General features: G+C 56.3%; 26 protein-coding genes. 9 read left to right on the forward strand and 17 right to left on the reverse strand.

Annotation, left to right across the window (positions count from 1 at the left end; genetic code table 11):
- Positions 1 to 24: 24 nt before the first annotated feature.
- Entirely contained in the window at positions 25 to 513 is a 489-nt protein-coding gene (locus C5J24_RS12960) for an Lrp/AsnC family transcriptional regulator (RefSeq protein ID WP_105404664.1), read from the forward strand.
- Between the two features lie 359 nt (positions 514 to 872).
- On the opposite strand, the gene hpaI is transcribed toward C5J24_RS12960, so the two are convergent.
- From hpaI to C5J24_RS13000, 7 genes are all read right to left on the reverse strand, one after another.
- Positions 873 to 1,682, reverse strand: a complete 810-nt coding sequence (hpaI, locus tag C5J24_RS12970) for a 4-hydroxy-2-oxoheptanedioate aldolase (RefSeq protein WP_040124765.1) — start codon at positions 1,680 to 1,682, stop codon at positions 873 to 875.
- Positions 1,683 to 1,691: 9 nt separating this feature from the next.
- Positions 1,692 to 2,495, reverse strand: a complete 804-nt coding sequence (hpaH, locus tag C5J24_RS12975; protein WP_105404662.1) for a 2-oxo-hept-4-ene-1,7-dioate hydratase — start codon at positions 2,493 to 2,495, stop codon at positions 1,692 to 1,694.
- 1 nt (position 2,496) lies between these two features.
- Complete coding sequence (locus tag C5J24_RS12980) at positions 2,497 to 3,366, reverse strand: fumarylacetoacetate hydrolase family protein (RefSeq protein ID WP_105404661.1); 870 nt, start codon at positions 3,364 to 3,366, stop codon at positions 2,497 to 2,499.
- Between the two features lie 12 nt (positions 3,367 to 3,378).
- Positions 3,379 to 4,845, reverse strand: coding sequence for an NADP-dependent succinate-semialdehyde dehydrogenase (gene gabD, locus C5J24_RS12985; protein ID WP_105404660.1), 1,467 nt, complete (start codon positions 4,843 to 4,845; stop codon positions 3,379 to 3,381).
- A gap of 81 nt (positions 4,846 to 4,926) precedes the next feature.
- Positions 4,927 to 5,907 (reverse strand): 3,4-dihydroxyphenylacetate 2,3-dioxygenase, encoded by a 981-nt coding sequence (gene hpaD / locus C5J24_RS12990; protein WP_105404659.1) that lies wholly within the window; start codon positions 5,905 to 5,907, stop codon positions 4,927 to 4,929.
- Between the two features lie 93 nt (positions 5,908 to 6,000).
- Complete coding sequence (gene hpaE / locus C5J24_RS12995; RefSeq protein ID WP_105404658.1) at positions 6,001 to 7,518, reverse strand: 5-carboxymethyl-2-hydroxymuconate semialdehyde dehydrogenase; 1,518 nt, start codon at positions 7,516 to 7,518, stop codon at positions 6,001 to 6,003.
- 56 nt (positions 7,519 to 7,574) lie between these two features.
- Positions 7,575 to 7,964, reverse strand: a complete 390-nt coding sequence (locus C5J24_RS13000) for a 5-carboxymethyl-2-hydroxymuconate Delta-isomerase (RefSeq protein WP_105404657.1) — start codon at positions 7,962 to 7,964, stop codon at positions 7,575 to 7,577.
- A 120-nt stretch (positions 7,965 to 8,084) separates the two neighbouring features.
- Between C5J24_RS13000 and hpaR the strand changes: the two genes are divergently transcribed.
- Both hpaR and C5J24_RS13010 read left to right on the forward strand, forming a co-directional pair.
- Positions 8,085 to 8,543 (forward strand): homoprotocatechuate degradation operon regulator HpaR, encoded by a 459-nt coding sequence (gene hpaR / locus C5J24_RS13005; RefSeq protein ID WP_077979360.1) that lies wholly within the window; start codon positions 8,085 to 8,087, stop codon positions 8,541 to 8,543.
- 82 nt (positions 8,544 to 8,625) lie between these two features.
- Positions 8,626 to 10,041: an aldehyde dehydrogenase family protein gene (locus tag C5J24_RS13010; protein WP_105418320.1), complete on the forward strand. Its 1,416-nt coding sequence runs from the start codon at positions 8,626 to 8,628 to the stop codon at positions 10,039 to 10,041.
- Positions 10,042 to 10,161: 120 nt separating this feature from the next.
- On the opposite strand, the gene C5J24_RS13015 is transcribed toward C5J24_RS13010, so the two are convergent.
- From C5J24_RS13015 to C5J24_RS13025, 3 genes are all read right to left on the reverse strand, one after another.
- Positions 10,162 to 10,962, reverse strand: coding sequence for an amino acid ABC transporter ATP-binding protein (locus C5J24_RS13015; RefSeq protein ID WP_105404700.1), 801 nt, complete (start codon positions 10,960 to 10,962; stop codon positions 10,162 to 10,164).
- A gap of 52 nt (positions 10,963 to 11,014) precedes the next feature.
- Positions 11,015 to 11,917: an ABC transporter substrate-binding protein gene (locus C5J24_RS13020; RefSeq protein ID WP_172723944.1), complete on the reverse strand. Its 903-nt coding sequence runs from the start codon at positions 11,915 to 11,917 to the stop codon at positions 11,015 to 11,017.
- 72 nt (positions 11,918 to 11,989) lie between these two features.
- The gene (locus tag C5J24_RS13025) at positions 11,990 to 12,751 is read right to left on the reverse strand and encodes an SDR family NAD(P)-dependent oxidoreductase (RefSeq protein ID WP_105404654.1); all 762 of its coding nucleotides are present in this window, start codon (positions 12,749 to 12,751) and stop codon (positions 11,990 to 11,992) included.
- Between the two features lie 178 nt (positions 12,752 to 12,929).
- Here C5J24_RS13025 and C5J24_RS13030 point away from each other — a divergent pair, with 178 nt between their 5' ends.
- From C5J24_RS13030 to C5J24_RS13045, 4 genes are all read left to right on the forward strand, one after another.
- Positions 12,930 to 13,595 carry an amino acid ABC transporter permease gene (locus C5J24_RS13030; protein WP_105404653.1) on the forward strand — a complete coding sequence of 222 codons (666 nt, stop codon included), beginning with the start codon at positions 12,930 to 12,932 and terminating at the stop codon, positions 13,593 to 13,595.
- A 5-nt stretch (positions 13,596 to 13,600) separates the two neighbouring features.
- On the forward strand, positions 13,601 to 14,257 hold the full coding sequence (locus C5J24_RS13035; protein ID WP_172724408.1) for an amino acid ABC transporter permease: 657 nt from the start codon (positions 13,601 to 13,603) through the stop codon (positions 14,255 to 14,257).
- An 84-nt stretch (positions 14,258 to 14,341) separates the two neighbouring features.
- Complete coding sequence (locus tag C5J24_RS13040) at positions 14,342 to 15,073, forward strand: GntR family transcriptional regulator (protein WP_051900455.1); 732 nt, start codon at positions 14,342 to 14,344, stop codon at positions 15,071 to 15,073.
- Between the two features lie 4 nt (positions 15,074 to 15,077).
- On the forward strand, positions 15,078 to 16,664 hold the full coding sequence (locus tag C5J24_RS13045; RefSeq protein WP_105404651.1) for an FAD-dependent oxidoreductase: 1,587 nt from the start codon (positions 15,078 to 15,080) through the stop codon (positions 16,662 to 16,664).
- Positions 16,665 to 16,818: 154 nt separating this feature from the next.
- Here the strand turns inward: C5J24_RS13045 and C5J24_RS13050 are convergent, their stop codons facing one another.
- The 4 genes from C5J24_RS13050 to C5J24_RS13065 form a co-directional block, all read right to left on the reverse strand.
- Positions 16,819 to 18,321 (reverse strand): tripartite tricarboxylate transporter permease, encoded by a 1,503-nt coding sequence (locus C5J24_RS13050; protein WP_105404650.1) that lies wholly within the window; start codon positions 18,319 to 18,321, stop codon positions 16,819 to 16,821.
- 3 nt (positions 18,322 to 18,324) lie between these two features.
- A complete protein-coding gene (locus tag C5J24_RS13055) occupies positions 18,325 to 19,014 on the reverse strand; it encodes a tripartite tricarboxylate transporter TctB family protein (RefSeq protein WP_105404649.1) in 690 nt (229 codons plus the stop codon).
- A gap of 68 nt (positions 19,015 to 19,082) precedes the next feature.
- Positions 19,083 to 20,063 carry a tripartite tricarboxylate transporter substrate binding protein gene (locus C5J24_RS13060; protein ID WP_105404648.1) on the reverse strand — a complete coding sequence of 327 codons (981 nt, stop codon included), beginning with the start codon at positions 20,061 to 20,063 and terminating at the stop codon, positions 19,083 to 19,085.
- A gap of 187 nt (positions 20,064 to 20,250) precedes the next feature.
- The gene (locus tag C5J24_RS13065; protein ID WP_105404647.1) at positions 20,251 to 21,150 is read right to left on the reverse strand and encodes a LysR family transcriptional regulator; all 900 of its coding nucleotides are present in this window, start codon (positions 21,148 to 21,150) and stop codon (positions 20,251 to 20,253) included.
- A 110-nt stretch (positions 21,151 to 21,260) separates the two neighbouring features.
- Between C5J24_RS13065 and C5J24_RS13070 the strand changes: the two genes are divergently transcribed.
- Complete coding sequence (locus tag C5J24_RS13070) at positions 21,261 to 22,352, forward strand: 4-oxalomesaconate tautomerase (RefSeq protein WP_105404699.1); 1,092 nt, start codon at positions 21,261 to 21,263, stop codon at positions 22,350 to 22,352.
- A gap of 392 nt (positions 22,353 to 22,744) precedes the next feature.
- Here the strand turns inward: C5J24_RS13070 and C5J24_RS13075 are convergent, their stop codons facing one another.
- From C5J24_RS13075 to C5J24_RS13085, 3 genes are all read right to left on the reverse strand, one after another.
- Positions 22,745 to 23,566 (reverse strand): DeoR/GlpR family DNA-binding transcription regulator, encoded by an 822-nt coding sequence (locus C5J24_RS13075; RefSeq protein ID WP_105404646.1) that lies wholly within the window; start codon positions 23,564 to 23,566, stop codon positions 22,745 to 22,747.
- Positions 23,563 to 24,579, reverse strand: coding sequence for a protein phosphatase 2C domain-containing protein (locus tag C5J24_RS13080; RefSeq protein ID WP_172723945.1), 1,017 nt, complete (start codon positions 24,577 to 24,579; stop codon positions 23,563 to 23,565). The genes C5J24_RS13075 and C5J24_RS13080 overlap by 4 nt, the downstream gene beginning before the upstream one ends.
- A gap of 147 nt (positions 24,580 to 24,726) precedes the next feature.
- A complete protein-coding gene (locus C5J24_RS13085; RefSeq protein ID WP_172723946.1) occupies positions 24,727 to 25,716 on the reverse strand; it encodes an extracellular solute-binding protein in 990 nt (329 codons plus the stop codon).
- A gap of 131 nt (positions 25,717 to 25,847) precedes the next feature.
- Here C5J24_RS13085 and C5J24_RS13090 point away from each other — a divergent pair, with 131 nt between their 5' ends.
- Complete coding sequence (locus tag C5J24_RS13090; RefSeq protein ID WP_205412899.1) at positions 25,848 to 26,900, forward strand: ABC transporter ATP-binding protein; 1,053 nt, start codon at positions 25,848 to 25,850, stop codon at positions 26,898 to 26,900.
- The last annotated feature ends 1 nt before the right edge of the window (position 26,901 follow it).

Here is a 26,901-nt window from a genome sequence, read left to right on the forward strand (position 1 = left end):
CGCAAATTATGCAGATATTTTGACATGACCTCAAAGTTACATACCCTAGATCAATTCGATATCCGTCTTCTCGCGGCTATTCAAAGCAATGCTGAGCTGACACAAACTGAACTGTCGCAAGTCGTCAATCTGTCAGCAGCTCAATGCTCGCGGCGGCTTGACCGGCTGAGAAGCGAGGGTCTGATCCAGAACGTTGTAGCGATTTTGAACCCGGAACGACTCGGTTTTTCCGTTGTCGCGCACACGCTGGTTAGCCTTCGGTCCCACACAGAGGAAGGGAATGCTCAACTGCATCGCTTCATCGAAACAGCGCCTGAGATCCTGGAATGCTATTCCCAGACGGGCGATGCGGATTTCCTGATGAAGATCGTGGCCAGCGATCTTGACCACCTCAGCATCTTTTTGGAACGTATGATCAAGGTCACGGGTGGACTGGCGTCGGTCACCTCCAGCATCGTGCTACGGACCCTTAAGAAGAGTACCGAACTCCCGTTGCAGATTATTCAGACCTAGCGGGATCAACTACAACGCCAAAAGCAGGCTATCGGCTACCTTCGATATCGCGGCTCGGTCGACGATTGCAATGACAGAACCTGAGGCTATGACCATTCCTCCAACTGAAGCTGTCAGACGAATGTAGCGACTTCTCCACCAAACCGACGCTTCAAGCTCGAATTTGGTGAACGCACTCGCTACAAAAATCATCCCAACGACCGCGGGAGCGGTCGCTGCGGATAAAGCATCCGGACGATAGGCCAGGATGAGCGAGCATATCGTAAGGGTGACCGACCCGAGGACCGCCAGAAAGTAACATACCCACCAGTCTTGCCGGGCGCGTACACGGTCTGCCCTGGTTTTTCCCAGATATGACATCAGTATACGCTGCCTGAGCTCGCAGTACCGGGGCTGGAAGCGGTACGACCGAATTCCTCAATCAGCCGCGTCGTGGCGTTCGCAAATAAAGTGACATCATTTCCAATGGCAACGAATGTTGCACCGAGATCGACGTAGCGCCTGGCAAGCGACAGATCGGCGGTCAAGATTCCTGCAGCTTTTCCATGGGACTGGATGCGCAGGAGGGCCTTCTCAACTTCTTCTTGGACTTCCGGGGCTCCCGGCTTACCAAGATAGCCCATGTCAGCTGCGAGATCAGCCGGGCCGATGAACACGCCGTCGACGCCGTCGATCGATGCGATTTCATCTAGCGCGGCCAAACCTGCGCGGCTTTCGATCTGAAGCAAGAGACAGATTTCGTCGTTTGCCGTCTGGAGGTAGTCCGGAATCCGGTTGAAGCGTGAGGCACGAGCCAGCGCTGCACCAACGCCCCGGACCCCGCGCGGGGGATAAGACACGGCCTTTACCAAATTCTCGGCGACCTCTTTGCTGTCAACCATCGGGATCAGGAGTGTTTGCGCGCCGATGTCGAGCAGCTGTTTTATGATGTATGTCTCGCCGATTGGCGGCCTGATAACCGCGTGACTGGCTGAACCTTTCATCGCCTGTAACTGGGCGACCAGGAGCGGGATGTCGTTTGGCGCATGTTCGGCATCGAGAAGGAGCCAGTCGAAGCCGGCGTCCGCTGATATTTCGACCGTGTAAGGATTTGCCAGAGCTTGCCAAAATCCGGTTTGAAGCCGCTTTTCCTGAAGCGCCCTTTTGAAGGTGTTGGTTGGAGCTGGCATGGTTTTCCCCTATTCGAAATACAGGCTTACAGTTCCGTAGGGCCCGAAATCGCCTACGATCGTGTCTCCATGACGTGCCTCAATCGGTCGAATGAACGAGCCGGCGAGGACCACCTGCCCTGCTTCTATTCCGTCTCCATATTGCGACAGCCGATTGGCAAGCCACGCAACACCACGAGCAGGTTGATTGAGGACGCCCGCGCCAAGCCCAGTCTCTTCGACCTCCGCGTTGCGAGACACTATGGCACCCATCCAACGCATATCCAGTTGATCCGGGCGCACAGCGCGGCCGCCCGTTACGATGCCGGCGTTCGCAGCATTGTCAGAGATCGTATCGAGGACGTTACGGTTTTTCTTCGTCTGGGGATCCACCCGAAGAATCCGCGTGTCGAGAATTTCGAGGGCTGGAGTGACATAATCGGTGGCATTGAGCACATCGACGACGGTCACGTTCGGCCCCTTTAGGGGCGCTTTCATGATGAAGGCGATTTCAGCTTCGATCCTCGGCTGAATAAACCGGTCTTTTGGAACGACCGAACTGTCCTCAAAGACCATGTCGTCCAGCAAGACCCCTGAGTCTGGAATGTTGATGTTGAGGGCATATTGCATCGCCTTGGATGTGAGACCAATTTTCCAGCCCACCACCTGACGTCCGTCGGAAACTTTCTTTTTCACCCACGCAGACTGGATCGCATAGGCATCATCCATCACCATGTCCGGATGCTGAAGTGACAAAAGCCCGGTCTGAACGCGAGTTCGTTCGGCTTCGTCCAGCGCGGCAACAGCTGTTTCTATGTCTGCGGTGGACAGCATCTCAGATCCTCTCGTCGGCAATGGTGTTGCGCAACAGACCGATACCGTCGGCCTCGACCTCAACGATATCGCCCGGCTTCAACCAAATTGGCGGATCGAAGCGTGCTCCAGCGCCAGTAGGTGTTCCGCAGACGATCACGTCGCCTGGCACGAGTGTCGTAAAGGTTGAGACGTAATTGATGATCTTCCGGAATGAGAAAATCATTCGACTGGTCCGATCACTCTGGCGGACCTCGCCATTGACCCGCGTCTCCAGCTTGATGTCCGCTAGCTGACTTTCGTCAGTATAAGGAACTATCCATGGCCCAATCGAGCCCGAGGCATCGAAATTCTTGCCTTGGGTAACGTTGAACTTGGCGTGCCGGACCCAATCCCGCAGCGTCCCTTCGTTGCAGAGCGACAGAGCCGCTATATGTGAGAGAGCCTCGCTTTCTGGAATGCGTCGGCCTTCTTTTCCGATGACGACAACTATTTCCCCCTCATAATCGAGTTGAGGGCTCTCCGGTGGCCGGATCAGCGGCTGATCGTGACCCGTGAAGGATCGCGGGAAGCGGATAAACAGCGACGGATTGGTGGGCGCTGTCTGCCCATCTTTGTATTCCTCGTTACGGTCCGGAAAATTGACGCCGACGCAGATGATCTTTTCCGGCGACGGGATTGGAATGTCCAATGTAACCGCAGCCAGGGGATAGTCGACGGGGGCCGATTGACCTTTCTCGGCCAGTATGTCCAAAGCACCTGCGGCGATAACTTCGCGCAGGGTCGGAAAACGCGGGCGGAACCTGACGGACAGGTCCACCACGCCATCTTCGCGGATTAGGCCGTAACCCTGGCGACCGGAATTGGAAAAAGATGCAAAACGGGGATGCATACGGGCTTTCCTTTATTGTTCTTTTGTTGTGATGCCACCAAGGCATACGTATTTGAGCTCGAGGTAGTCATCGATGCCGTATTTGGAGCCTTCACGGCCTAGCCCGGACGACTTTACGCCGCCGAACGGTGCTTCAGCAGTGGATATCAGGCCGGTATTCACGCCAACCATTCCATATTCGAGGGCCTCGGCAACTCGAAACACCCGCGACAGATCCTTCGCGTAGAAATAGGAGGCGAGACCGAATTCCGTGTCATTCGCCTTTTCAACCACATCAGTCTCATTCTCGAAGCGAAAGAGCGGCGCGATAGGCCCGAAGGTTTCTTCGGATGCCACGGCCATGTCTTGCGTGACGCCTGTGAGAACAGTCGCTTCGTAGAAGGTGCCGCCAAGTTCATGCGCTTTTCCGCCTTGAATGACGGTTGCGCCCTTCGATACGGCATCCTGAACGTGCTCTTCGACTTTCTTAAGAGCCGCTTCATCGATCAAGGGTCCGAGCGCAACACCCTCCTCGAACCCGTTTCCGGTCCGAAGCTTACTAACGGCTTTGGCCAGCTTTTCAGCGAACGCGTCATAGACCGTATCCTGGACGTACAGGCGATTGGCGCAAACGCAGGTCTGACCATTGTTCCTGAACTTCGCGATCAAGGCGCCTTCGACGGCTGCGTCGAGATCTGCATCATCGAACACGATGAAGGGCGCATTGCCGCCCAGCTCCAGACCAAGTTTTTTGATAGTGGGAGCAGACTGACGGTAAAGTTCGGCACCAACTTCCGTCGACCCAGTGAATGTGAGTTTACGTACGATGGGATTTGAGGTCATCTCGGCGCCGATTTCGCGAGATGAACCGGTGATCACGCTGAACAATCCTGCCGGCAATCCTGCCCGCTCCCCCAGTACCGCCAAAGCGATCGCGGAAAATGGCGTCTGAGCGGCGGGTTTCAATACCATTGCACATCCGGCTGCGAGCGCCGGGCCAGCTTTTCGTGTAATCATCGCGTTCGGAAAATTCCACGGCGTGATGGCCGCGACGACGCCAATCGGCTGCTTCATCACCAGAATGCGTTTGTCTCGCTGATGGCCGGATATAATGTCGCCGTTGATGCGTCTGGCTTCTTCGGCGAACCACTCGATGAAACTTGCCCCATAGGCGATCTCACCCTTTGCTTCGAGAAGCGGCTTTCCCTGTTCGAGTGTGAGAATGTGCGCCAAGTCATCCTGGTTGGACATCATCAACTCAAACCACTTGCGCAGGATTACGCTACGCTCCTTCGCGGTTCGCGCTGCCCATTCCTTCTGCGTTTCTTCGGCATGCGCGATCGCCGCACGTGCTTCTGCCGCCCCCAGTTTGGGAACGGAGCCGATCTTCTCACCAGTTGCGGGGTTTGTGACCGCAATGGCATCCGTATCGTTTGCTTCGATCCAGTCGCCACCAATGTAAGCGGCCTGGCGGAATAACGTTGGGTCTTTCAGGTGCATCGCTTGGTCACTCCGTGTGGGCTAAGAGAAACGGGACACAGGACTTGCCAATGTCCCTCGCCGTCTGTGTTCGCGACGAGATCAGGGCGCGATGATCGGTTGAGCCTTTAGAAGCGGCTCCTGGGTTGGAAGGTCGGTGAACAAACTGCCGTGTTCGAACCAAGACCTCGGCGCAGGTGCCCCCCACAGTGTCTGACGCTGTGGATCCTTCAGGTCCCATTTGATCGGCTCGAGATCGGGATCGACAGTCTGGTAGTCCGAGCAGTAAATCTCGATGCGGTGGCCGTCCGGATCAAGGATGTAGAGGAAAAATGCATTAGAGATGCCGTGACGGCCTGGACCCCGTTCGACGTTTGCGAGGTATCCAGTGGTTGACATAAGATCGAGGAGATCGATGATATTCAAAGGTGTTGGAACCCAGAATGCTGTGTGATGCAGTCGCGGGCCGACGCCGTTTGTGAACGCCATGTCGTGGACGCCACCCTTGCGATGCAACCAGGCGGCAAACAGTTTTTTGCTTTCTGCATCCTCAGTGTATTCCGTAACACGGAAACCAATGTCGTTGTAAAAGGCCACGGATGCGTCAACGTCTGGCGTGAAGCAGTTGAAGTGGTCGATCCGGAGTGGTTTGACCCCGTGATAAAGCGCGTACTTTTGATGGATAGGCGTCAGGCGATCCATTTTGAAGTAAAATTCAAGCGGGATGCCGAAGTTGTCATGGGTGCGCAGGGTGCGTCCCTGGAAAGGGCGCTCCACCCATTCCGTCTTGTGACTTTTTGTATCGAAATAGACCTTGGCTTTGTCGAGATCTTCCTCGGAATAGACCTTCAAGGCGAGGTAGCTGATTGCCGAAGTATCGCTCTTCTTGAGCACCATGCAGTGATGGCCGCGTTCTTCCATGGCACGCAGGTAGACAGTATCAGCGTCTTCGTCTGTGACCTGAAGGCCGAGCATGTCCACATAGAAGGCACGGCTGGCAGCGAGATCCTTAACAAGGAATTCGACATGGCTAAGCCGAACCGTGTTGAACGCTGGATATAGATTGAATTGCGGGAGCGGCATGGTTTCCTCCTCGGGGCCGAGACAATCCGTGTTCGGCGCTTGTTGTTACGAAGCGGCCGCGTCCTTTGTTGACGCGCCAGTCGTGAAAGCCTGTCAGCTGCCCAATTTTTGGATGGCGTGGGCAGTCGTCGCGAAAGCGATGTTCTTGGTTTCCATGTAGAAATCGAACGACCAGTCTCCGCCGTCTCGTCCGATACCGGAATTCTTCACGCCGCCGAACGGGGTCGGCAGGTGGCGGACATTCTCTGAATTGACCCAGATCATGCCAGCCTCGAGCTGGTCGGTCAGCCTGAAAGCGCGCGTGACGTCGGAAGTCCAAAGATAACCGGTCAAACCGTACTGGACATCGTTGGCGATCTTCAAAGCATCCGCTTCATCTTTGAACGGGATTGCGGTCAGAACCGGTCCAAAGATCTCTTCCTGGGCGATCCGCATTTCATTGTTGGCACTGGTAAAGAGCGTAGGAGCGACGTAGCATCCGCCACCGGGTCCTTCGACCTTGTGGCCACCAGCGGCGACAGTTGCGCCTTCGGATTTGCCGATCTCGACGTATTCCAATACCTTGCGTTCGTGGACAGGGTGAATCAGAGGTCCGACTACCGTCTGCGGATCGAGCGGGTGACCGACCTTGATACGTTTGGCCCTCTCGGCGACCATTTCAGTGAACTTACTGTAGATGCTTTCTTCGACCAACAATCGGGATGAGGATGTGCAGCGTTCGCCGTTGAGCGAATAGATCATGAATACGGCAGCATCCGCCGCGCGCTCCAGATCAGCGTCAGCGAAAACAATGACCGGGTTTTTGCCACCGAGCTCGAAATGGACGCGCTTGAGCGTGTCGGCACCCTGCTTCATGATCATTGAGCCCGTCCGGCTTTCGCCAATAAAACCGATCGCCTTGATCAATGGATGTTCTGTCAGCGCTTTACCGGCGTCCTCTCCCAAACCGTTGACCAGGTTCCAAACACCTTTGGGAAGGCCGGCGCTTTCGGCAATCTCGACCAGCAGGCGTGCTGTAAGCGGCGAGTATTCCGCCGGCTTGTGGACGATCGTGCAACCGGCCGCCAAGGCCGGTGCAATCTTCCAGGTGGATAGCATGAATGGCGTGTTCCAAGGCGTGATCACACCGACCGGGCCTATGGGGTTCCGCGTTGTTACGTTTACCTGGCCTGGAATACGGATCGATTTGCCGTCTCTTGCTTCCGGTGCTCGGTCTGCGAAGAAACGAAAATTCTCTGCGCCACGTAGCGCTGCCTTCGCCATGAATTTCAGGGACTGTCCGGTGTCCATGCACTCGACGAAGGCGATCTCCTCGGCGCGGGCAACGATCGCGTCAGCGATCTTGTGTAGAAGCGCCTTGCGAGCGTCACCAGGGATTGCCGCCCAGGCGGGAAATGCCTCGGATGCGGCTTTGGCAGCACGATCGATGTCTGCCGCTTTGCCGTGGGCGACTTGCGCCAGAGGCTGCAAGTCGACGGGCGAGATTGTTTCGAACGTGGCACCATCTAAAGCAGGGACAGCCTCTCCGGCAATGTGGTTGAGGACGCCGCCGGCGCGAAACCGGGCAAGATAGGCATCGGCCTTTTTCTTGTTGTCTTCAAAATTCGTCATGAGATCTCCATCTCGAATGCAGCAGCATTCGCTCAGCCAATGTTCAATGGTGTTTTCTAAGTCCCCGCCCGAAGGCGCGCATGGATCGCATTGTCTTTCCAGCTTAGGGCTGGATCGATCTCGCGCACCTCAAGGGAGAGAGCAAAATGTGGCTCGCTGAAAAGGTCCAGCAGCTCGGCCTTGACGACTGCCATGATCGCGTTGCCAACACGTTTCTTTTCTTCGGACGATCTGCCCGCTCCAATGCGAAAGCTCATGTCGATGAAAGAATTGCGCTCGTCGAGGTCAGCGATCGCATAGTCATCGCTAAGCAGAACTCGGACGCGAACCGCGCCACGTTCGAACAGCCCACTGTCGAGGATCGCTTTATGAACGACCTCACACAGCGATTTGAAATCGACGCGCGGTTTCAGGTTCGCGGACCCTTCAATGACGAAATGTGGCATTTATCGCTCCTCAGATACTTAACACGTTAACAATCATTGAGCGTTTGTCAACCCACTGTCGGGTGATCTCGGCCTGATCGAATATTGACGGGCCGGTAAATTCTCACTTATTCACCTCATATGGATCAGGATAAAAATCACCCTCGCCTTCTGCGTAGCACCCGCCAGGCACTCCCAATCGCACTGTTGAAGGCGCGAGAAGCAGTGATGGGCCATTTTCGACCGATGCTTGCGCAGCACAATGTGACCGAGCAGCAATGGCGTGTGCTGCGGCTATTAAGTGAACGGGGGCAGATCGATGCCACCGAATTGGCGCAAGGTGCCGCGCTCCTTGCCCCCAGCCTGACAAGGATGATCAAGGCGCTTGAGGACCGTAAGCTCATCAGGACGACGAAGGATACTGCGGATGGCCGACGTCTGCTTGTCCGGATTGATGACGCAGGCGCTAAGCTCCTCGAAGAAGTGCGGCCCGAAAGTCTTAAAATTTATGAAGAGCTCGAGCTTCGGATTGGCCACGACAAGATCGAAGCCCTGATTTCACTGCTTAACGAGGTCACGGATAAGGCGACGACGCGCTAGTCGAGTTTGCGCCCTTGCTTTCCTTCGCTGATTTACTTAACATGTTTAGTAATTCAGCGACGGAAATAGGAGGAGTTTTCCCATGGTGGACCACCAATACAGGCTCGTTATCAACGGCCAGTCGATCGCAACCCAAGAAACATTCGAGGTGCTAAATCCCTCAGATGGTCAAGTCGTGGGGGCAGCGCCAAAGGCAACCGTGGCCCAGTTGGACCAGGCGGTTTCCGCGGCGCAAACAGCTTACGAAAAGTGGAGCAAAGCTGACGACGCGACGCGCCAGAAGGCCTGTGTCGCAATCGCTGACACCTTGCGCGATCATGCGGAGGAGCTGGCCCAGCTTCTCACCCTGGAACAGGGAAAACCCTTGAATGGAATGGGCTCCCGGTATGAGCTCGGAGGGGCCGAAGCTTGGGCGCGATACACTGCCGGTCTGGAGCTGCCGGTCAAGATTTTGCAGGATGACAATCAGGGCCGGGTGGAACTGCACCGCAAACCGGTGGGCGTTGTAGGATCAATTACGCCCTGGAACTGGCCGTTGATGATTGCGATCTGGCACATTGTACCGGCCATACGAATCGGGAACACCGTTGTGATCAAGCCCTCCCCGCTCACCCCGCTGTCCACCATCCGGATGATCGAACTGCTCAACACAGTTCTACCCGCAGGTGTGTTGAATTGCGTGACGGGTGAAAACGACATCGGGGCCGCGATGTCCTCCCACCCTGGTATTGCCAAGATCGTTTTCACGGGTTCGACCGAGACCGGCAAAAAAATCATGGCAGGCGCTGCGGCGACATTGAAACGCCTGACTCTTGAACTCGGTGGTAATGATGCCGGCATTGTCCTGCCCGATTGCGATCCCCGCCAGATTGCCGAGGGACTGTTCTGGGGCGCTTTCATCAATGGCGGGCAAACCTGTGCGGCATTGAAGAGACTTTATGTTCACGAGGACATCTACGAGGATGTCTGCCGTGCGCTGACAAGCTTTGCAGCGACAGTCAAAGTCGGTGATGGACTTTCGGAAGATAGTGTCCTGGGTCCGGTCCAGAACCGCATGCAGTACCAGAAGGTCAAAGACCTGGTGAACGACGCGAAGGGGCGTGGCGGGCGCATTCTCATTGGAGGGAATTCTGACGACAACGCTCCTGGGAATTTCTATCCCGTGACGCTGGTCGCGGACCTTAATAACGGTGATCGTCTGGTGGACGAGGAACAGTTTGGGCCGGCTCTCCCGATCATCAAGTATTCTGATCTCGACGAAGTCATCAGGCGCGCGAATGACAACCCGAACGGTCTTGGTGGTTCCGTCTGGGGCAGAGACATTGCAAAAGCAAAGAAAGTGGCAAGCCAGCTGGAATGTGGATCCGTATGGATCAACAAGCATGGGGCTATCCAGCCGAACGTGCCGTTCGGTGGCGTGAAGGACTCCGGTCTGGGCGTAGAATTTGCTGAAGAGGGCCTGGCGGAATACACGACGATCCAGGTCATTTTTCAGTAAGAGCCTGGAGCGCGAGAAAAGAAAGGGACGCCGGGTTCGCCGGCGTCCCTTTTCTTATGTTGTTGCGGGATCGAAGGCTCCGAATTCTACCGACAGAGTGACCGTGTGCGCCCTAAGACTTCAAGCGATCTCAGATAGGAACCGTTGAGCACGTTCGGTCTTTGGGTTGTCGAGGAAATCGTTCGAAAGCCCCTCCTCGATGATCTCACCGCTTTCGAGGAACACGATGTGGTTCCCGACTGCCCGCGCAAAACCCATCTCGTGCGTGACCACGACCATGGTCATGCCTTCCTTGGCGAGATCTTGCATCACCGCCAAAACGCTTCCTCGCAGCTCGGGATCAAGGGCTGACGTGGGTTCGTCGAACAACATCGCCAGCGGTTTGGTGGCGATGGCGCGGGCAATGGCAACCCGCTGCTTTTGACCGCCCGACAATTGCCCGGGGTAATGTCCTTCTCTGTCGGCCAAACCGACTTTTGCGATCTCCTCGCGCGCGATTTCACGCGCTTCGTCTTTCGACATCCCTTTGCTGTGCACCAAGCCACACATCACGTTCTCTAAAACGGTCATGTGCGGGAAGAGATTGAAGTGCTGAAAGACCATGCCCGTCTCGCGACGAAGCCGCTGAAAATCACGGCTGTAACGGCGCTCTCGTGAGCGTGCCGAAAAATAGGCTTTGGCATCCCATTCTACAGAGCCGACCCGTAGTTGTCCCTCGTCGGGAATATTGAGCAGGTTCAAACACCTCAAAAGTGTGCTTTTGCCTGAGCCACTTGGTCCGAGCAAGACGACGACATCGCCTTCAAGAACGTCAAGCGATACCGAATTCAGCCCCCTCACATTGGGAAGGTCGCGACTGGGGAACCACTTGCTCGCATTCCGCAGTGAGATGACTGTTTTTCTTTCTTCTGAATTTTCCATGTTCCGCTCCTCGAAGAAGCGGGGCGGCCACTCGGCCGCCCCGACACGAATCTCACGCGTCCACTTTGAGAGGGCTGCCGCCCGGACCAACCGCAAGGTAAGGAAGGCCTGCGGCGATCGCATCTTTGCCGACATACTCGCGGAATACGGAGTTGAGGATCCCGCCTGCTGCATTGAAAAGCAACCAGTTGGTCACGAACATGTACATCTTCATGTCTCCCGTCGGCATGAAGAAGGTGTTGTGATCGACATAAGCCGGTTCCTTGCCGATTATCTGAAGCGCGACACCCTGTTTCTTGGTGTTCACGATAGTGAACAGCGACTGCAAGGTTGCGTTCGCACGTCCTGACATGACCTGACCGATGGCGCCCGTCTGGTCAGGGAATACCGACACGTTTGCCTTCGGGTAGAGCGCCCGGATCTTCGCTTCCTGCGAGCTTCCCTGAAGAGCGGCGAACTTGAACTCCGGCGAGTTCATCTGTTCGAAAGTCAAGTCTGACGCGTCGCGTCCAACGACGTAGACCGGTTGAAACGTCACGGCACAGCCGGCAAACCAGCCACGCAGCGAACGTGATGGCAAGATCGTTCCCGTTGTCATGATATCGGCACGGCCGGATTCGACGGCTGCAAACATCTGACCGAAATCCATGTCTGCGAATTCTACCTGGATATCAGGCGAGACATCTTTCATCATTCGACGGATGAGAGCGATCTCGTAGCCGTCCGGCTCACCCTTGTCATTGATGTACAGGTTTGGCGGATATTTGAGGCTCGCCGCGACCACGATTTTTTTGGTGCGGATCGCTTTGTCCAGGACGGATTCCTTCGCGGCATCCTGCGCGGCGGCCGGTGTCGTTGCACCAAGTGCAACAGCAGCTGCGCCGCCCACGAACAAACCTGCTGTCAGTAGCGAACGGCGGTTTGCCTGCATTCCATTATCTTGCTTCGTATCCATGAGCATTCCCCTTGTTGTTTCCACGATGAAATTTTCGGCCTGGAACCCACGATCCGTGGGGTACAGCTTGTGCTAGGCGGTAAGACCGCCATCGACTGTCAGCTGCGCGCCATTCACGTAGCTGGCATCCTCACTCGCCAAGAAAAGCGTGGCTTTGGCGATTTCTTCGTATGTCCCAAGGCGACCGAGAGGGACCGTCGGCGCAAAGCGCTGGTCACGTGCTGCGACCTGTTCGGCCGACATTCGGGTCAATCTGTCTGCCATGACACTTTCAAGGACGCCGGGGCAGATCGCATTTGCGCGAATCCCTTTTGCTCCGTAGTCCCGCGCGATGGTGCGCGTCAGCATGATCAATCCGGCTTTGGAAACCCCGTATACCGCCTCGGCTGTCGAGGCCCGTTGACCCGCGATGGAGGCCGTGTTGACGATCACACCCTTGCCCGCCTCCACCATGTGCGGGATCGCTTCCCGGCAGAAGAGATAAGCTGACTTCAGATTTATGTCCAAAGCCTGCTGCCACATCGCGGGATCGGTCTGCGAGATCGTGCCTGTAGGATTGATGCCGGCATTGTTGATCAAGATGTCCAGGGATGAGAAGCGTGACCGGGCCAGTGCGACTGCTTGCCGTGAGGTTTCCTCGCGGGAAACATCGCCCACGAGTTCGACGACGTCCGCTCCCTCTCCGCGTAGAAGCAGCACCAAGTTTTCCAGCTGATCTTTTGCGCGATCAACGAGAACAAGCCTCGCGCCTTCATTCGCCAGTGCCTGCGCAACGGCGCGCCCGAGCCCACTTGCGACCCCGGTTACGAGGGCCGTTTTTCCTGAAAACCGCATGTCTGACTTCCCATTATTTGCTTTTTCGCGACCGCTGGGGACCGCTTTTTGACATCTATGACCTGAATCTATCTGTCTTGCAATATGAAATCATATATGATGTTGACGAAGCTCGCGCTCGGGTTTATCGATTGAGTCAGTACCGGAGAAGAAGCCGAGTAAAGAAAAAGGGAACGTCATGAACCTCGATTTCTCGATCATCCTGGCGCAATGGCCCCGGTTCCTATGGGGATTAGGGTATGATCTCTATTTCGCATTCGCGGGATTCGCGCTGGGCTGCGTTATCGGGTTCATCTCCTATCTTGGCTCGGCCTCCCGCTCGAAAATCGCCCGCGCAGTGTCTTACACCTACGTGCAGATCGTTCGGGGCCTGCCGATGTATCTGCTGCTGTTGTGGATTTACTTCGGGCTCGCAACAAAATTCGGCCTGGCACTGACGGGGCCTCAAGCGATAGTCATCGCCATCGCCATCATGAGCTCGGCATTTGCTTCCGAGATTTTCAGGACCGGCTATAATTCGATTGACGTCGGCCAGATTGAAGCCGGCAAGGCGCTCGGTCTTTCCGACCTCCGGATCAATCGCACTATCCTTTTTCCACAGGTCATTCGGGTCGTGATCCCGCCCCTGCTGAACGTCTTCGTGATCTGCTTCAAAGCGGCGACTTACGCGGCAGTGGTTGCTGTCCCGGAACTCGTCTTCACGGCCCAGGACATCAGTCTCAACCAATATAGGCCGTTCGAAGCCTATATCTCGGTCGCCGTCCTACTCATCGCGACGATGCTGGTTTTATCTTTGCTGGTCAAAGTCGTCGAAGACCGTCTCAATGACGGCAAAGGGGCTTGAAGCTCATGAATAGCTGGTACGTTGTCCTCAACCACCTGCCCGACATGCTCTACGGGCTTCGTTACACATTCCTGATCGCAATCGTCTCGCTCGCACTTGCAATGGTCTTCGGAGGGCTAGTGGTATCCCTTCTCAGGAGCAAATCTGCTGCCATCCGAGCGGTAGGATTTCTCTACATCCAGGTCTTCCGCTCACTATCGCCATATGTTTACGTTCTGCTCGTCTATTTTGCCCTCGCCGGAGCAACAGGCTGGAAAATGGATCCGATCACAGCCGCTATCATATCCCTGACGCTTCTGAATACCGCTTATGTTGCAGAAATCTATCGGTCCGTGTTGCTCACCATTGATGGCGGGCAATGGGAAGCGGCCGCCGCAATGGGTCTGTCACCCTGGAAAACAAACTCGATCATTATCTGGCCGCAGGCGCTACGGACTGCAATTCCACTCCTTCTGAACCAATTCATCGTCATCTTGAAGGATTCCGCGATCGTGGGCGTGATTGGTGTCAAGGACATCCTCTATGTGGCGAATGCCCAGGCATCGATCACCTACAAGCAGTTCGAGTATCTGACGGCGGTTGGGGTGATCTTCATCCTGATTGTCTTCGTCCTGTCGCGGTTGAGTATGAGCCTTGAGCGGCGACTGGCCTGGAAGCACTAGCACTTGCCGAAACCACCCGAAGTCATTAGGTCGAAAAGGAAATCAAATCTGATTTTCAATTTGATCACCGTTGGAGAGTGACGCATGGCAAAGGTGGTGGCACCCGTCACAGAAGCTAGAAGCAAACAGCAACTTGCTTACGATTATCTCAAGGCTGGGATAGATCGCGGCCTCTATGCACCCAAACAGCGGCTTGTAATTGACACACTCGCGAAGGAGCTATCGATCAGCCCTGTACCGGTGCGCGAGGCGATCCGTCGGTTGGAAGCAGAAGGCCTGATCATATTCAGTAAAAACTCCGGCGCAATCGTGGCTGGAGCCGATCCGGATCTCTGGGCTGAGCAGATGGAACTTCTGGCATTGCTTGAGGGCTACGTAACCGGCGCCGCCGCGCCGAGGATTACTGCCAGCGACATCAAGCAGCTTCAGAAAATCAACGAGGGCATGGAACAGGCGCTAGCTTCCTTCGACCTTTCGGGATGGACTCAGGGCAACCTGGACTTCCACTCCGTGATAAATCGGAGGTGCCCGAACGAAACAATCGTCGAGCAGATCGCGCAATTGAGATCGCGGATTGCGATGATCAATCGCTTCATCCAGCCGCGGACGGAAGCGACCATCTTGCATACTCTTGGAAAGGATAGCGGGAAGTCGACGCTTCAAGGGCACGAGTGGATCATTGCGGCCTATATCGCAAAAAAGTCTCCCGCCGAGATCGAAGCGCATGTTCGCACGAATATCATTCTGCTCACCACAGAAACGCACCGCAATCTGGTCAACAACCATGATCGGCGGGTAAGCAGATCGCAGGGATAGTCACATGCAACCGTCGGAATATGATGTTGTCGTCCTCGGAAGCGGCGGTGCCGGACTGGTGACGGCGCTCACCGCGGCGTCAAGGGGACGGTCCGTTGCCGTTTTCGAGAAGTCGATGCTCCTTGGTGGAACTACTGCTATTTCCGGCGGCGGCATCTGGATCCCCAATAATCATGTGATGCAAGCTTCAGGTTTCGAGGATCAGGAACCGGATGGCTTAACTTACCTTGTCCGACTAACCCTGGGGGAAATCGGCGTCGATCTGCTGCACGATTTTCTGAAGACAGGCCCCGAAATGTTGCGGTTCCTGGAGCGGCATTCCGATCTGCGCTTCTTCAGCGTGAATCGCCCCGACTACCATCCCGGGTGGCCAGGCGCACGCACGGGCCGCTCGGTCGAGCCTTTGCCTTTCGAGCCGACGATGGACGAGAAGCTGTTTCAGATGCTGCGCTATTCGCACCTGCGCCAACCGGTGACGTCGATAGAGGCTCGCAAGGGACTGGCGCCAGAAATCATCGCGGATCGTCAACAGCGCCGCGTTCGCGCGCAGGGTGCCGGACTGGTCGCGGGACTGGTGCAGGCGTGCGCCAAACTTGGAGTCCACTTTTACGTCAATGAAGCCGCCACGGGACTATCGTTTAGTGGTGATCGCTGCGACGGAGTCGTGACCGTTTCCGGTTCGACCTCCGCTCGCCTCGGCGTTGTCCTCGCCACAGGAGGCTTCGAATGGAACCCATCGCTCGTCTCCGCATATCTTCCTGGATTTTCAAGCGCGCCGACCACACCGCCGGGTAATGAAGGGGACGGTCTCCGGCTCGCCCTTCAAGCCGGCGCGGCCGTCGCCAACATGACGGAAGCTTGGTGGACCGCGGCCTACCAAATCCCGGGTGACGTCCTTGATGGCAAGGCACTGACGCGCAACATGGTGCGCGAATTGGCGCTACCGGGCTCGATCATGGTCAACCGGAAAGGCCAGCGCTTCGTCAACGAGGCGAGTTCCTACAATGATCTGGGCATGGCGTTCAATGCTTTTGACCCCGGTTCATTCTCCTACCCGAATCGACCGGCCTGGCTCATTTTCGATGACGCTTTCAAGAGACGTTATCCCGTCGCCTCTATCCCCCCTCAGCAGTCGGCTCCGGATTGGATGATCAGTGCGGGATCCATTGCAGAATTAGCCGAAAAGCTTCGCATGTCCGTCGAAGGCCTAAGCGCAACAATCGACCGTTTTAATGGATACGCTCTCCAGGGTCATGACCCAGATTTGGGCCGAGGTGACGACGTGCACGGACTCTACTATGGAGATCCTGGGCATCTCCCAAACCCCTGCCTAGGGACGATCGGTGTCGGTCCTGTCTACGCAGTGGAAATTCTGCCCGGAAACAATGGCACAAAAGGTGGGTTGAAGACAACGTCACGCGGCGAAGTCATCCGCCAGAACGGCTCTTTGATCGCCGGCCTTTTTGCTTGCGGCAATGTTGCCGCAAGCATATTCGGAAAAGGTTATCCAGGCCACGGTGGATCGCTTGGGCCGATCCTGACGGCAGCCTATAAAGTTGGTGTGGAAATCGGCGCGAACCCCACACCCTGAGCAGGCGGACTTCACGTTCAATCTTCCAATCCCGGGATGGGGTAAGGCTCGCACCGAAACGGTGCCTACAATCACGGATGGTGTCAAGGCAAACCCTAACTTCCTCATCGGGGATAAATCGAGAGCCGCAAGATTGTCGCGAGGATTAACAGCCCTATTCCGTGAACACCTCGTCCCTGTTTTTCCTTAGGCTTGGAAGCAACGCCATGGCTAACAGAAGCACTGAAATCGCCAATAGCACTGCTGATATCGGGTTCTCGATGAACGTCATCATGTCCCCGCGCGACATCAACAGAGCGCGCCGGAAGTTCTCTTCCATTAGCCTCCCGAGAACAAAGCCGAGGAGAAGTGGAGCTGGCTCGAAGCCTAGTTTGCTGATGGCATAGCCGACGATGCCGAAGAACGCGATCATCAGAACCTGCACCGGTTCGGAGTTGATCGAGAATATCCCGATACAACAGAACATGAGAATTGCGGGAAACAGCAGTTGGTATGGCACTTTGAGGAGCCGTACCCAAAGGCCAATCATCGGCAAGTTGATAATGAGCAGCATAAGGTTGCCTAGCCACATCGAGGCTATCATACCCCAAAATAGAGTGGGGTTGCTCGTCATGACCAGGGGTCCAGGCACGATGCCGTGGATGGTCATGGCTCCCACCATAAGGGCCATAACGGCATTTGGCGGGATTCCTAATGTGAGGAGAGGAATAAACGACGTTTGCGCTCCGGCATTATTCGCGCTTTCCGGCCCGGCAACGCCTTCGATAGCTCCCTTGCCGAACCGCTCCGGGTGCTTGGAAATCTTCTTTTCTAAAGAGTAAGAGGCGAACGGTGCCAGAACGGCTCCGTTACCTGGGAGGATTCCGAGAACAGAGCCAAGAAGAGTGCCCCGTGTGATCGGTGCAGCGGCCTGTTTGAACTCTTTCCACCCAGGCAAAAGGCGACCGATCGTTTGACGCACCACATCGCGCGTCTCAACGTTATCAAGGTTACGAAGTATTTCGGCGATGCCAAAAACGCCCATCGCCAAGACCGCGAAGTCGATTCCGTCGAACAGGAAGCTGAGCCCGAGGGTCATTCGGTCTTCGCCAGTTTCAAGGTCGACGCCCACCGTCGACAGAAGGATGCCGACAAGAATCATCGCTATTGCTTTGATGATTGAGCCGTGGGCAAGCACAACCGCGAAAACCAGGCCCATCACCATCAAGGAGAAATATTCCGCGGGTCCGAAAACCAGAGCAAGGCCGGTAAGAGGTTTTGCCAGGGCCGCGATCACGATGGTGGCAACCGTTCCGGCGAGGAAGGAGCCAATTGCAGCAATACCAAGCGCGATTCCGGCTTGGCCTCGACGTGCCATCTGATGGCCATCGAGGGTTGTCACCACAGCAGTGGCTTCCCCAGGAATGTTTACCAGGATCGCCGTCGTAGAACCTCCGTACTGCGCGCCGTAGTAAATGCCGGCGAGCATGATAAGCGCGCCGACCGGATCCAACCCGAACGTTACCGGTAGCAACATCGAGATGGTTGCGATGGGGCCAACTCCGGGAAGGATGCCCACCAGGGTTCCAACCAAGCAACCGAGGAGGCACAGGAAGAGGTTATTGAATGTGAGCGCGACACCAAAGCCGAGAAAAAGATTTGAGAGCAGATCAAACACGTCTCAGTTCCTCACTTCATGTTTGGCGACTTCGATCCGCGAGCCGCTTCGGCCCTTCGTGAACCGGAACACAAGTATCGCGGCGGTGAAGAGAACCGCGGCTGTCACGCGAAGACTGGACTTGTAGCTCATGCCGCCAAATAGCGCTTCCGACAGAAAGCGGGGCAGGATGGGGATTGGGAGGTTTAGCATGTCGCCGAAAAGCAGCATGCAGAACGGGGTCAAAGTAAGAGCAAGCAGGAGGAGGTCCCGAAACCTGGCTTCACTTGACGCGTAGCCGCCAATGATGATCGCCATCGGACCCGCGAACATCAAGCCGAACTCGATAGTTTTCCAATTCCCAAAGTGATGTCCCTTGATGGTAGCCGCAAAAAGTCCAATTGAGAAGCTGACCAAAAGCGGTCCGCGCAGTGACCAAACCGGCGCGCCGTGTTCTGCGCGCCGTTTAAATCCTGCAATGAGAAGGACAAATCCGCAGGCCCCGATCAGAACCGCGATCGCTTGGGGCAACATTGCAGGCCCCACGGTTGTCAAGGTTCCCCGTGGCAGATCCAGAGTAAGCCACAGGGCGAACAAGGCGAGTGCGATGAGCACTAGACCACCCAGGACATTTTCCGGCGAGCGGACCGCAAGCCCGCCTTTTTCTGTCGGACGTACCGGTAGATCCCGTGTCGTCATGATGAAGGTCTCCATTCAGGTCGGGTCCGGCGCCAGGTTTTTGATGACGCCGGGACGAGCGATGCAATTTCAGCAGGAGATGGCTACTTGATGCTGATTCCGGTCTTGGCCAGAAATTCTGCCCAACGCTTGGATTCTGCAGCCATCATGGACGCAAACTCAGCAGGCTTGTTACCGACAATGGTCGTGCCTTCCGCTTCCAGGCGTTCCTTGATGGTAGAAGTGGCGAGAGCCTCGGTGGTCGCCGCTCTGAGCTTCTCGATGATCGGGCCAGGTGTGCCTTTCGGGACCACAAAGCCGTACCATGCCGCTGAGCTGTATTCGGGGAACCCGCTTTCAGCGATGGTCGGAACGTCCTTGTATTTCGGTACGCGTTCCGAGGTCGTAACTGCGACAGGGATCATGTCTCCACTGTCGATCAATCCCAGCACCGATGGAAGCGTCGTGATCATGAAATCACCGCGGCCACCGAGCATATCGTTAAGGGCCGGACCAGCGCCTTTGTAAGGAACGTGTACAGCTGTAATACCCGCTTGCGTAAGCAGCATCTCGGTAGCGAGATGGCTGGCGGATCCGTTACCGGCGGAACCGTAGGTGAGCTTCCCTGCGTTCTGCTTTCCGTACTCGACAACATCCTTGAAGCTCTTGTATGCCGAGCTTTTCGATACGACAACGACCAGCGGCGTCTGCGCGACGAGGATCACCGGATCGAAAGCGGCCAGCGGGTCGAGCTTCATGTTCTTGAAAAGGTGCGGGTTTACGACCATCGGCCCCTGGTTCGCCATCAGGACGGTGTAACCATCGGCGGCCGCGTTCGCAGCGGTCTGCGAAGCCACGTTACCTCCGGCCGTGCCATTATTTTCGACAACCATGGACTGACCGATCTTCGCACCCACGCCGTTCGCCACCAGTCGAGCGATAGCGTCAGTACCGCCGCCTGCAGCGTAAGGCACGATGAGCTTTATAGGACGTGTCGGGTAGTCGTCAGTTTGAGCAAAAACAGGCGCTGCAATCGCCACGCCAGCCAGAGTTACGAACGCACAGAATGTACGGCGATTGAACATCGTCACCTCCCTGTATGACTTGCCGCCTCCCAGCGAACAAGTGATGGATTCTCCTCGCGACCGCTTGGCGGCCACCGTCTCCACATGAGCCGATGCAAATGCTGTAAAGCGAAACCCTTTTTGCCGGAAATGCAAAGATTCGGATTATTGATCCTCTTTACGCATCAATCCGCCGCTCTGCTCAAGTTCAGTCTTTCGCCCAGGTCCCCACCAGCATCCCGAGAAAACGCTCGGCGGCCGGGGAGAGGGTGACATTGCGCCGTTTAACAACACCGATCGTCCTTGATACCTCCGGCCCCCCAATGGGGATCGCTTTCAGAATAGGATGGTCGCCTTGCGGCGTAGCGAGGCCCGGCAAGACAGATATCCCGAGCCCCGCCTCAACGAGGCCAAGAGACGTCGACAGGTGAGTGACCTCGTACGACCACTTCAGCTGGACGTTGGCCCGCGCCAGGGCCGCATCGAGCAGCGTGCGATTTGCACTTGATCTGTGGACCGAGATCATGGGGTGTTTCTCGAGATGGGCCCAGGTGACGCTTTCAAACTCCGCCAGCGGATGATCTTTCCGTACGGCGAGAACAAAAGGGTCTTCGATCAACCTGATGAAGTCGAGATCAGGGTCCAGATTTCCCATGATGTTGATGCCGAACTCAACCTCTCCGCGGGCCACCGCCTGGATGCCGCCAGTCGCGGTCAAGTCCATGATGCTGAAGCGGACGTGCGGAAATTCAGCGGCAAACTTCCGTATGACGGTTGGAAGGAAGTAGAAGGCCGCAGTCGGAATACACGCCATGTTCACTACGCTACTTCGCTGCAGCCCCGAGCCCCGGGCAGTGAACAGCGACTGATCGAACTCTTCCAACATTCGGCGCACAAGCGGGATCAGCTCCATCCCTAGAGCAGTGGCGGCTACTGACCTGGTAGTCCTCTCCAGCAGCGCTGCACCGACGACGCCTTCCAGCTTCTGAATCCTTCTGCTGAGTGCAGGCTGTGAAATGTTAAGCGCCTCTGCCGCTCGGTGAAAGCTTCCGAGGTCCAGCACATACATGAAGGCACGGAGATCCAAGATTTCGCAATTGATAGCCATACCGCATCAGTTCCTTCGAAATTGGCATTTCACTTAATAAAAGGCCTAGCGCATTTTGCAACAACGGAAACGATTGATGCGATTTGCTGAATAAAGGAACTGCCCGCGACATGAATGACCTGATGGCCATCCCGTGTGTTCTGATGAGGGGAGGCACCTCTAAAGGGCCGTTTTTTCTCAGCAACGATCTACCCGGCGACATCGCTGCGCGCGACGAGGTCTTGCTTGCGGCGATGGGATCTGGACATCCTCTACAGATCGACGGAGTGGGCGGTTCCAACCCTGTGACCAGTAAGGTGGCCATAGTAAGTCCTTCAGATCGACCAGATGCAGATGTCGAGTATCTTTTTGCCCAAGTCAGCGTACTTGAGCGCCGCGTGGATACATCGCCCAACTGCGGGAACATGCTCGCGGCAGTTGGCCCTTTTGCCATTGAAGCAGGCCTTATGCGAGCCTCGTCACCTCTTACTGTCGTGAGAATCTACAACGTAAACACCAACACGCTGATCGAAGCTGAAGTGCAGACGCCCAATGGACGGGTATCGTATCAGGGAGACGCATCAATCGATGGCGTTCCGGGAAATGCAGCCCCCGTTTCCCTCACGTTTCTGGACGCGAGTAATCCGGACACAGGCAATCTCTTCCCCACCGGAGCAAAGCTTGACGAGATCGGTGGAGTATCCGTAACCTGCATCAATGCGGCAATGCCCATGGTTTTGCTGCTCGCCGCCGACGTCGGTGCCACGGGTTACGAGACAGCAGCAGAGATCAACCAGAACATGGATCTGCTTGCAAGGATCGAGTCTATACGCCTGGCGGCCGGTGAACGAATGGGGCTGGGAGATGTTGCCGATCGGGTCATCCCAAAACCGGTACTTCTCGCACAACCGCGATCAGGCGGAGATCTTTCCGTAAGGTACCTAATGCCGCATACCTGCCACCCTGCCCTGGCGAGTACGGGCGCGGTCGGAATTGCGACGGCGTCGTTACATGAAGGGACCCTCGTGTCGGGTCTCCGGGGGATCAAAAACCCTCCAGCGACCGTGAGTATTGAGCATCCTAGCGGGAAGATTGACGTGCGATTTAGCTTTCGCAACGGGATCGCCGTGGCAGGCATCCTGAGGACGGCGCGACGCCTGTTCGAAGGACGGATTCTGGTTCCTTCGGAACCGTATGCCCGGTCTCTGGTCCAAGTCGCGTAATTGTCAGAGGCGATCGTCGGCTGGGCTCCAAATGAGTTTAACTTTTAGATGCTTAGGTGCCCATTGGTTCCCTCCCTCATGAGCGCGAATCCGAACGGATTACTATTCCGACTCCTTTACAACACTGAATTTTGCTGGTTCTGAAAGTCTGATTGCTCGTATTTTTTCGCTGCTGCATGTTGGGCATTACCTCGCAGCTGGTCCGTTGGAGTCTGCACAAGTGACCATCTGGAGGTCACGGCTTAGCAATCAAATGAAGGCGACAGGCACTTTGCCTTGAAGGGACGTGAACCGTCGACCAAAGGCTCCTTGTCGTGAGAAGCAATGACATACCAAGGTAGCCGCGAGCCAATCGCCCCGGTATTTCTCCTGAGAGGCACCGCGGCCGACACTCAGGCGTCAAGCACAATCACCTTCAAATCCTGAGGTACTGCTTCATACGTCAATCTCGACAATGCTTCTCCATTGGTGATGAGCACATCGACGGCGTTGAGATTCGTCACTCTATGCGGCGCGCGTTTGCCGAATTTCTCCTCGTGCGCGACAAGGATTATTTGTCGAGATTGAGGAAGGATAGCATGCACGAGTTCGACTTCGAGGGGATCGAATTCAAGCACCGCCCCATCCTCATCAATTGCGCTCGCGCCCAAAACAGCGATATCGAACTTGAAGCGATCTCGACTCCCATCAGGTACCGTTAGCACTGTCGGATCCTTGCTACGCACATACCCGCCGTAAATGTAGACTGAGGCGTCCGTCTTCATGGCGCAGCTATAAGCAACTTCCAGATTCGGAGTCGCAATAAACACCCCCGGATGCCGGGTTAAGATTTCGTGCAAAGAATCGAACGTCGTACCAAGTCCAACGAACATTGTCGAATTCGGCTGAACGAACTGCTCTAGAGCCTGAACAAGGCGCCTCTTAACCGACACCAGAAGATTTTGCCGTTCTCCTCGGCCATATTGAACGACGCCGGGTGACGCAAAGGCGCCCCCAAAACCCTTCTGCAGCAAGCCGTTGTCATTCAGTATTTTCAGGTCACGGCGAATGGTCTGCTGGGTGACGCCGAACTCCTTGGCCAGCTCACTGACGGAGGCAGATCCATTCCTCCGGACCGCCTCCAGGATCGCGGCCTGCCGGCCGGAGCGACGAGGGCTGTCGCCGCTTCCCTCAATTTCCCGGGACTCCGCTCTTGGCGAGGCCTTGCCGCTCATTTCAGTCTCACGCCAACATAGGTCCGATCATCCGTCCATTGCACGTCCGTCGTGCCCTTCGTACTCATGTACCGCCCTATCTTGAATGGATCTTCTTGCTCGACCTTCTCGAACGCCTCCTCCCAAGAGGCAATGCCAAATTCCGAGCCAGGCTCGAAATATCCGTCAGAAAACAATTCGATCGTATCGATTTCGGAAATCGGATAACGTCGTGCTTCGATAAACTTTGCCGGCAGCTTGAAGCCGTCCAGTCCACCATAACCAAGAACGCGGTCGGTAACGTTCTGAAAATTGCCTTGTCCGTGGGCTATACCGTGCTCAATGAGCTCCAAAATTTCCCATTCGGGTACGGATGGGAGACGGGCTCTGGATGCGTCAAGCGCTTTATGCTCAATCGCCTGCACGATCTCCGGTATCGCCGTGCCCGAACCAACGGGCTGATTGCGCGTGCCTTGCCACGTCATCAGGGCCGCCAAGCGATCACAGTCTTCCTTCGAGGCCCCCCTGCCTTCGAAGAACAACCACGCCTCCCGACGAAGGATCGCTGTTACATCGTCAAGCGGCTTCAGGGGCTGCAAAACTTCAGAGCCATTGATCCGTATGCCGCTGTCACCGACGGCCACGACCTGCAAATAATCGCCGTCGTGCAGCGCAATCATCAGCGTGCAGCCGGCCCGCACCTTCCAGTCCGCTTCGGCCAGCGCCAACGCATTGTTGTCCACGTAGCCGCGATAAATTGCGTTCGCCAGATATTCGATCAGCGCCTCCGGCCCTCCGTTCTCGAACGGAGACCCCGTCGCGTCCTTATGGTCGAGCAGACGTTGCTCAAGCGCGTGCCGCACGGTCCGCGAGGCGAAACGCCCCGACAGCATGCCGCCATATCGCGTCCCGTTGCGATCCGTAACGCCGTCGATGACGGCATAACCGAGGTCAGGCATGACGACCATACTGTCTTCGTTGAGGTCGGGGTGCCCAATTTTTTTCCCAAGTGTGAAAGCCTCGATTTGCTTCATTTTCATGTATCCACGATTGATTGCCGCCGGCTGAGCGACGGGTTGATCCGCTTGCACTGTTGACTGACAGGGTGAAGAACACCCTCAGCAATTCCAGCCGTAACGGCCTGCCGACTCGTGTCTGCAGGCCGTGCATTTCAAACCGATTTACTGACCCGTGGCAGTTCTCCACTTCGTGAGGAGAGCTTCCTGACCGCCGAGATCGGCGATCGTCCTAAGGCTGACGATCTTTAGATCCGTGAGGTTCGGGAGGCCGGCAGGGCCGTTAACGTCGGTGCGCACGGAGCGACGGCCGATTTCCTTCACCAGCGTCTCTTGCGTCGCCTTGGAGAGCGCCCAGTCGAGGAAGCGCTTGCCGCCTTCCGCATTAGGACCGCCCTTAACCAAAGCCACACCGTCCGGCGATAAGATTGTGCCGTCGGTCAAATGCACGATCGAAACAGGCGCTCCGCCACTGACATACTGCAAGGCGTTGTCTTCGAGCGTGAGGCCAAGCGAGGTCTCGCCGTCGGCAACGTATCGCGATACGGCGCCGGAACTGTCAGTCAGGACGAAATTCTTGGCGATCTGGTTGTACTTGTTCCAGCCATCATCGCCGAAGATTGTTAGGACACCCTGCATCTGCTGCAGGGCAGACCCGGAATTGTCGGCGCGGGCGGATGCGATCTGCCCCTTCCATTTGCTATCGGCGAGATCGGACCAGCTCTTCGGTGCGTCCTTTAGGGGTGTCATGCTGGTATTGACGGCCAACACGTAGACGACGCTGGTATAGGGCGTCCAGGCCGGGCTGCCGACCAGGTTCTTATTGATCTTGTCGAAATCCTTCGGAGCATAGGGTTCGAGGATCAGAGCAAGTTCCGTCAGCACGCTGCCGGAGATCGACCAGATGACGTCCGCTGCAGGCTTGCCGGCTTCTGCCTTGGCACGCTTGGCGACATCTCCGGAACCAAGCTTGACGACTTCCGCCTTCAGACCGGTTTCCTTCTCGAAAGCCGGGATCAGCTTATCGACGATCGCCGAAATATGCGCTGTGTAAATGACAACTGGCTTTTGCTGCGCGGTCGCAACACCGGTGAATGCGGCACTGGCGGCCAACAGAGTTGCCGCGGCTAATAGTGTTCGCCTACGAATATCCATTCTTTCCTCCCGTTCGTTTTTGATCATCCTCCTGATCATTTCGATACTGAGCCGCATTCGAGAATGTTGCAATGCGAATATTTTGCGCCATTATCGCTCTCAGTGGGGAGGAACCAAGCATGGCATATCTGATGGTCGAAAAGGCCACGAAACAATTCACCCCGACGTTCAAAGCGCTGGATGAAGTGTCCGTCAGCGTCGAGAAGGGCGAGTTTTTCACCCTGCTGGGTCCGAGCGGTTGCGGAAAGACGACCTTGCTGCGCGCTATCGCGGGCTTCAGCGATCTAACCATCGGCAACATCACTCTTGCCGGCACCGATCTGCGCAAAGTTCCCCCGCACCAGCGCGACATCGGCATGGTCTTCCAGGACTATGCGGTGTTTCCGCACCTCAGCGTGTTTGAGAATGTCGCGTTCGGCCTGAAGCCGCGAAAGGTCGCCGAAGCGGAGCGCAAGGCCCGTGTCGAAGAGGCGCTGGCCACCGTTCGTCTTTCGGCGCTTGCCGAGCGCATGCCGGCTGCCATGTCCGGCGGCCAGCAGCAGCGCATCGGCATTGCACGCGCGATGGTGATCAAGCCGCGGCTGTTGCTGATGGACGAGCCTCTCTCCAACCTCGATGCCAAGCTTCGCATTGAACTGCGCGAGGAAATTCGCGACATCCAGAAACAGATCGACATCGCCGCGATCTATGTCACGCATGACCAGGAAGAAGCGCTGGCGATATCCGACCGCATCTGCGTGATGAGCGGCGGCCATGTAGAACAGGTCGGCAGCCCGCAGGATATTTACGGCAATCCGCAAACGTTGTTCGTCGCGAACTTTGTTGGCACGCTGAACAAGTTCAAGAACGGTACCGAACTCAGCCGATTGCTGCGGTCTGTCAGTCTTGGCGACGTGGCGGGAGAAACGTGGACGATCCGCCCTGAGCGACTTGTGCTTGCCGATGGCGCGGCCGAATCGCTTGGCAGCGGATTCGCCCTCAGTGGCACAGTCAGAAAATACACCTATCTTGGCCGTGAAGCCCATGTTCTGGTCGAGACCGGTGTCGGCGATCTCGTTGTTCACATCTCGAACCCCGGGAGGAGTGCCGGACAACATGCCGGTGAACCCGTTTCCGTGCTTGTACCGCGCGAGGCTCTCATGGGCTTCGATTCCGCCGGCAAGCGCATCGCGATCGGAGGATAGC

It is taken from the genome of Neorhizobium sp. T25_27 (assembly GCF_002968565.1).
GTDB lineage: Bacteria > Pseudomonadota > Alphaproteobacteria > Rhizobiales > Rhizobiaceae > Neorhizobium > Neorhizobium tomejilense.

What these genes read in the sequence shown, in the direction of transcription:
- C5J24_RS12980 (WP_105404661.1), bottom strand. Translation starts at nt 3,366, where the DNA reads ATGCATCCCCGTTTTGCATCTTTTTCCAATTCCGGTCGCCAGGGTTAC.
- hpaE (WP_105404658.1), bottom strand. Translation starts at nt 7,518, where the DNA reads ATGACGAATTTTGAAGACAACAAGAAAAAGGCCGATGCCTATCTTGCC.
- C5J24_RS13045 (WP_105404651.1), top strand. Translation starts at nt 15,078, where the DNA reads ATGCAACCGTCGGAATATGATGTTGTCGTCCTCGGAAGCGGCGGTGCC.
- C5J24_RS13065 (WP_105404647.1), bottom strand. Translation starts at nt 21,150, where the DNA reads ATGGCTATCAATTGCGAAATCTTGGATCTCCGTGCCTTCATGTATGTG.
- gabD (WP_105404660.1), bottom strand. Translation starts at nt 4,845, where the DNA reads ATGCACCTGAAAGACCCAACGTTATTCCGCCAGGCCGCTTACATTGGT.
- hpaI (WP_040124765.1), bottom strand. Translation starts at nt 1,682, where the DNA reads ATGCCAGCTCCAACCAACACCTTCAAAAGGGCGCTTCAGGAAAAGCGG.
- C5J24_RS13030 (WP_105404653.1), top strand. Translation starts at nt 12,930, where the DNA reads ATGAACCTCGATTTCTCGATCATCCTGGCGCAATGGCCCCGGTTCCTA.
- C5J24_RS13060 (WP_105404648.1), bottom strand. Translation starts at nt 20,063, where the DNA reads ATGTTCAATCGCCGTACATTCTGTGCGTTCGTAACTCTGGCTGGCGTG.
- hpaH (WP_105404662.1), bottom strand. Translation starts at nt 2,495, where the DNA reads ATGCTGTCCACCGCAGACATAGAAACAGCTGTTGCCGCGCTGGACGAA.
- C5J24_RS13015 (WP_105404700.1), bottom strand. Translation starts at nt 10,962, where the DNA reads ATGGAAAATTCAGAAGAAAGAAAAACAGTCATCTCACTGCGGAATGCG.
- C5J24_RS13010 (WP_105418320.1), top strand. Translation starts at nt 8,626, where the DNA reads ATGGTGGACCACCAATACAGGCTCGTTATCAACGGCCAGTCGATCGCA.
- C5J24_RS13085 (WP_172723946.1), bottom strand. Translation starts at nt 25,716, where the DNA reads ATGGATATTCGTAGGCGAACACTATTAGCCGCGGCAACTCTGTTGGCC.
- C5J24_RS13035 (WP_172724408.1), top strand. Translation starts at nt 13,601, where the DNA reads ATGAATAGCTGGTACGTTGTCCTCAACCACCTGCCCGACATGCTCTAC.
- C5J24_RS12960 (WP_105404664.1), top strand. Translation starts at nt 25, where the DNA reads ATGACCTCAAAGTTACATACCCTAGATCAATTCGATATCCGTCTTCTC.
- hpaR (WP_077979360.1), top strand. Translation starts at nt 8,085, where the DNA reads ATGGATCAGGATAAAAATCACCCTCGCCTTCTGCGTAGCACCCGCCAG.
- C5J24_RS13040 (WP_051900455.1), top strand. Translation starts at nt 14,342, where the DNA reads ATGGCAAAGGTGGTGGCACCCGTCACAGAAGCTAGAAGCAAACAGCAA.
- C5J24_RS13080 (WP_172723945.1), bottom strand. Translation starts at nt 24,579, where the DNA reads ATGAAGCAAATCGAGGCTTTCACACTTGGGAAAAAAATTGGGCACCCC.
- hpaD (WP_105404659.1), bottom strand. Translation starts at nt 5,907, where the DNA reads ATGCCGCTCCCGCAATTCAATCTATATCCAGCGTTCAACACGGTTCGG.
- C5J24_RS13020 (WP_172723944.1), bottom strand. Translation starts at nt 11,917, where the DNA reads ATGGATACGAAGCAAGATAATGGAATGCAGGCAAACCGCCGTTCGCTA.
- C5J24_RS13025 (WP_105404654.1), bottom strand. Translation starts at nt 12,751, where the DNA reads ATGCGGTTTTCAGGAAAAACGGCCCTCGTAACCGGGGTCGCAAGTGGG.
- C5J24_RS13000 (WP_105404657.1), bottom strand. Translation starts at nt 7,964, where the DNA reads ATGCCACATTTCGTCATTGAAGGGTCCGCGAACCTGAAACCGCGCGTC.
- C5J24_RS13055 (WP_105404649.1), bottom strand. Translation starts at nt 19,014, where the DNA reads ATGGAGACCTTCATCATGACGACACGGGATCTACCGGTACGTCCGACA.
- C5J24_RS13075 (WP_105404646.1), bottom strand. Translation starts at nt 23,566, where the DNA reads ATGAGCGGCAAGGCCTCGCCAAGAGCGGAGTCCCGGGAAATTGAGGGA.
- C5J24_RS13070 (WP_105404699.1), top strand. Translation starts at nt 21,261, where the DNA reads ATGAATGACCTGATGGCCATCCCGTGTGTTCTGATGAGGGGAGGCACC.
- C5J24_RS13090 (WP_205412899.1), top strand. Translation starts at nt 25,848, where the DNA reads ATGGTCGAAAAGGCCACGAAACAATTCACCCCGACGTTCAAAGCGCTG.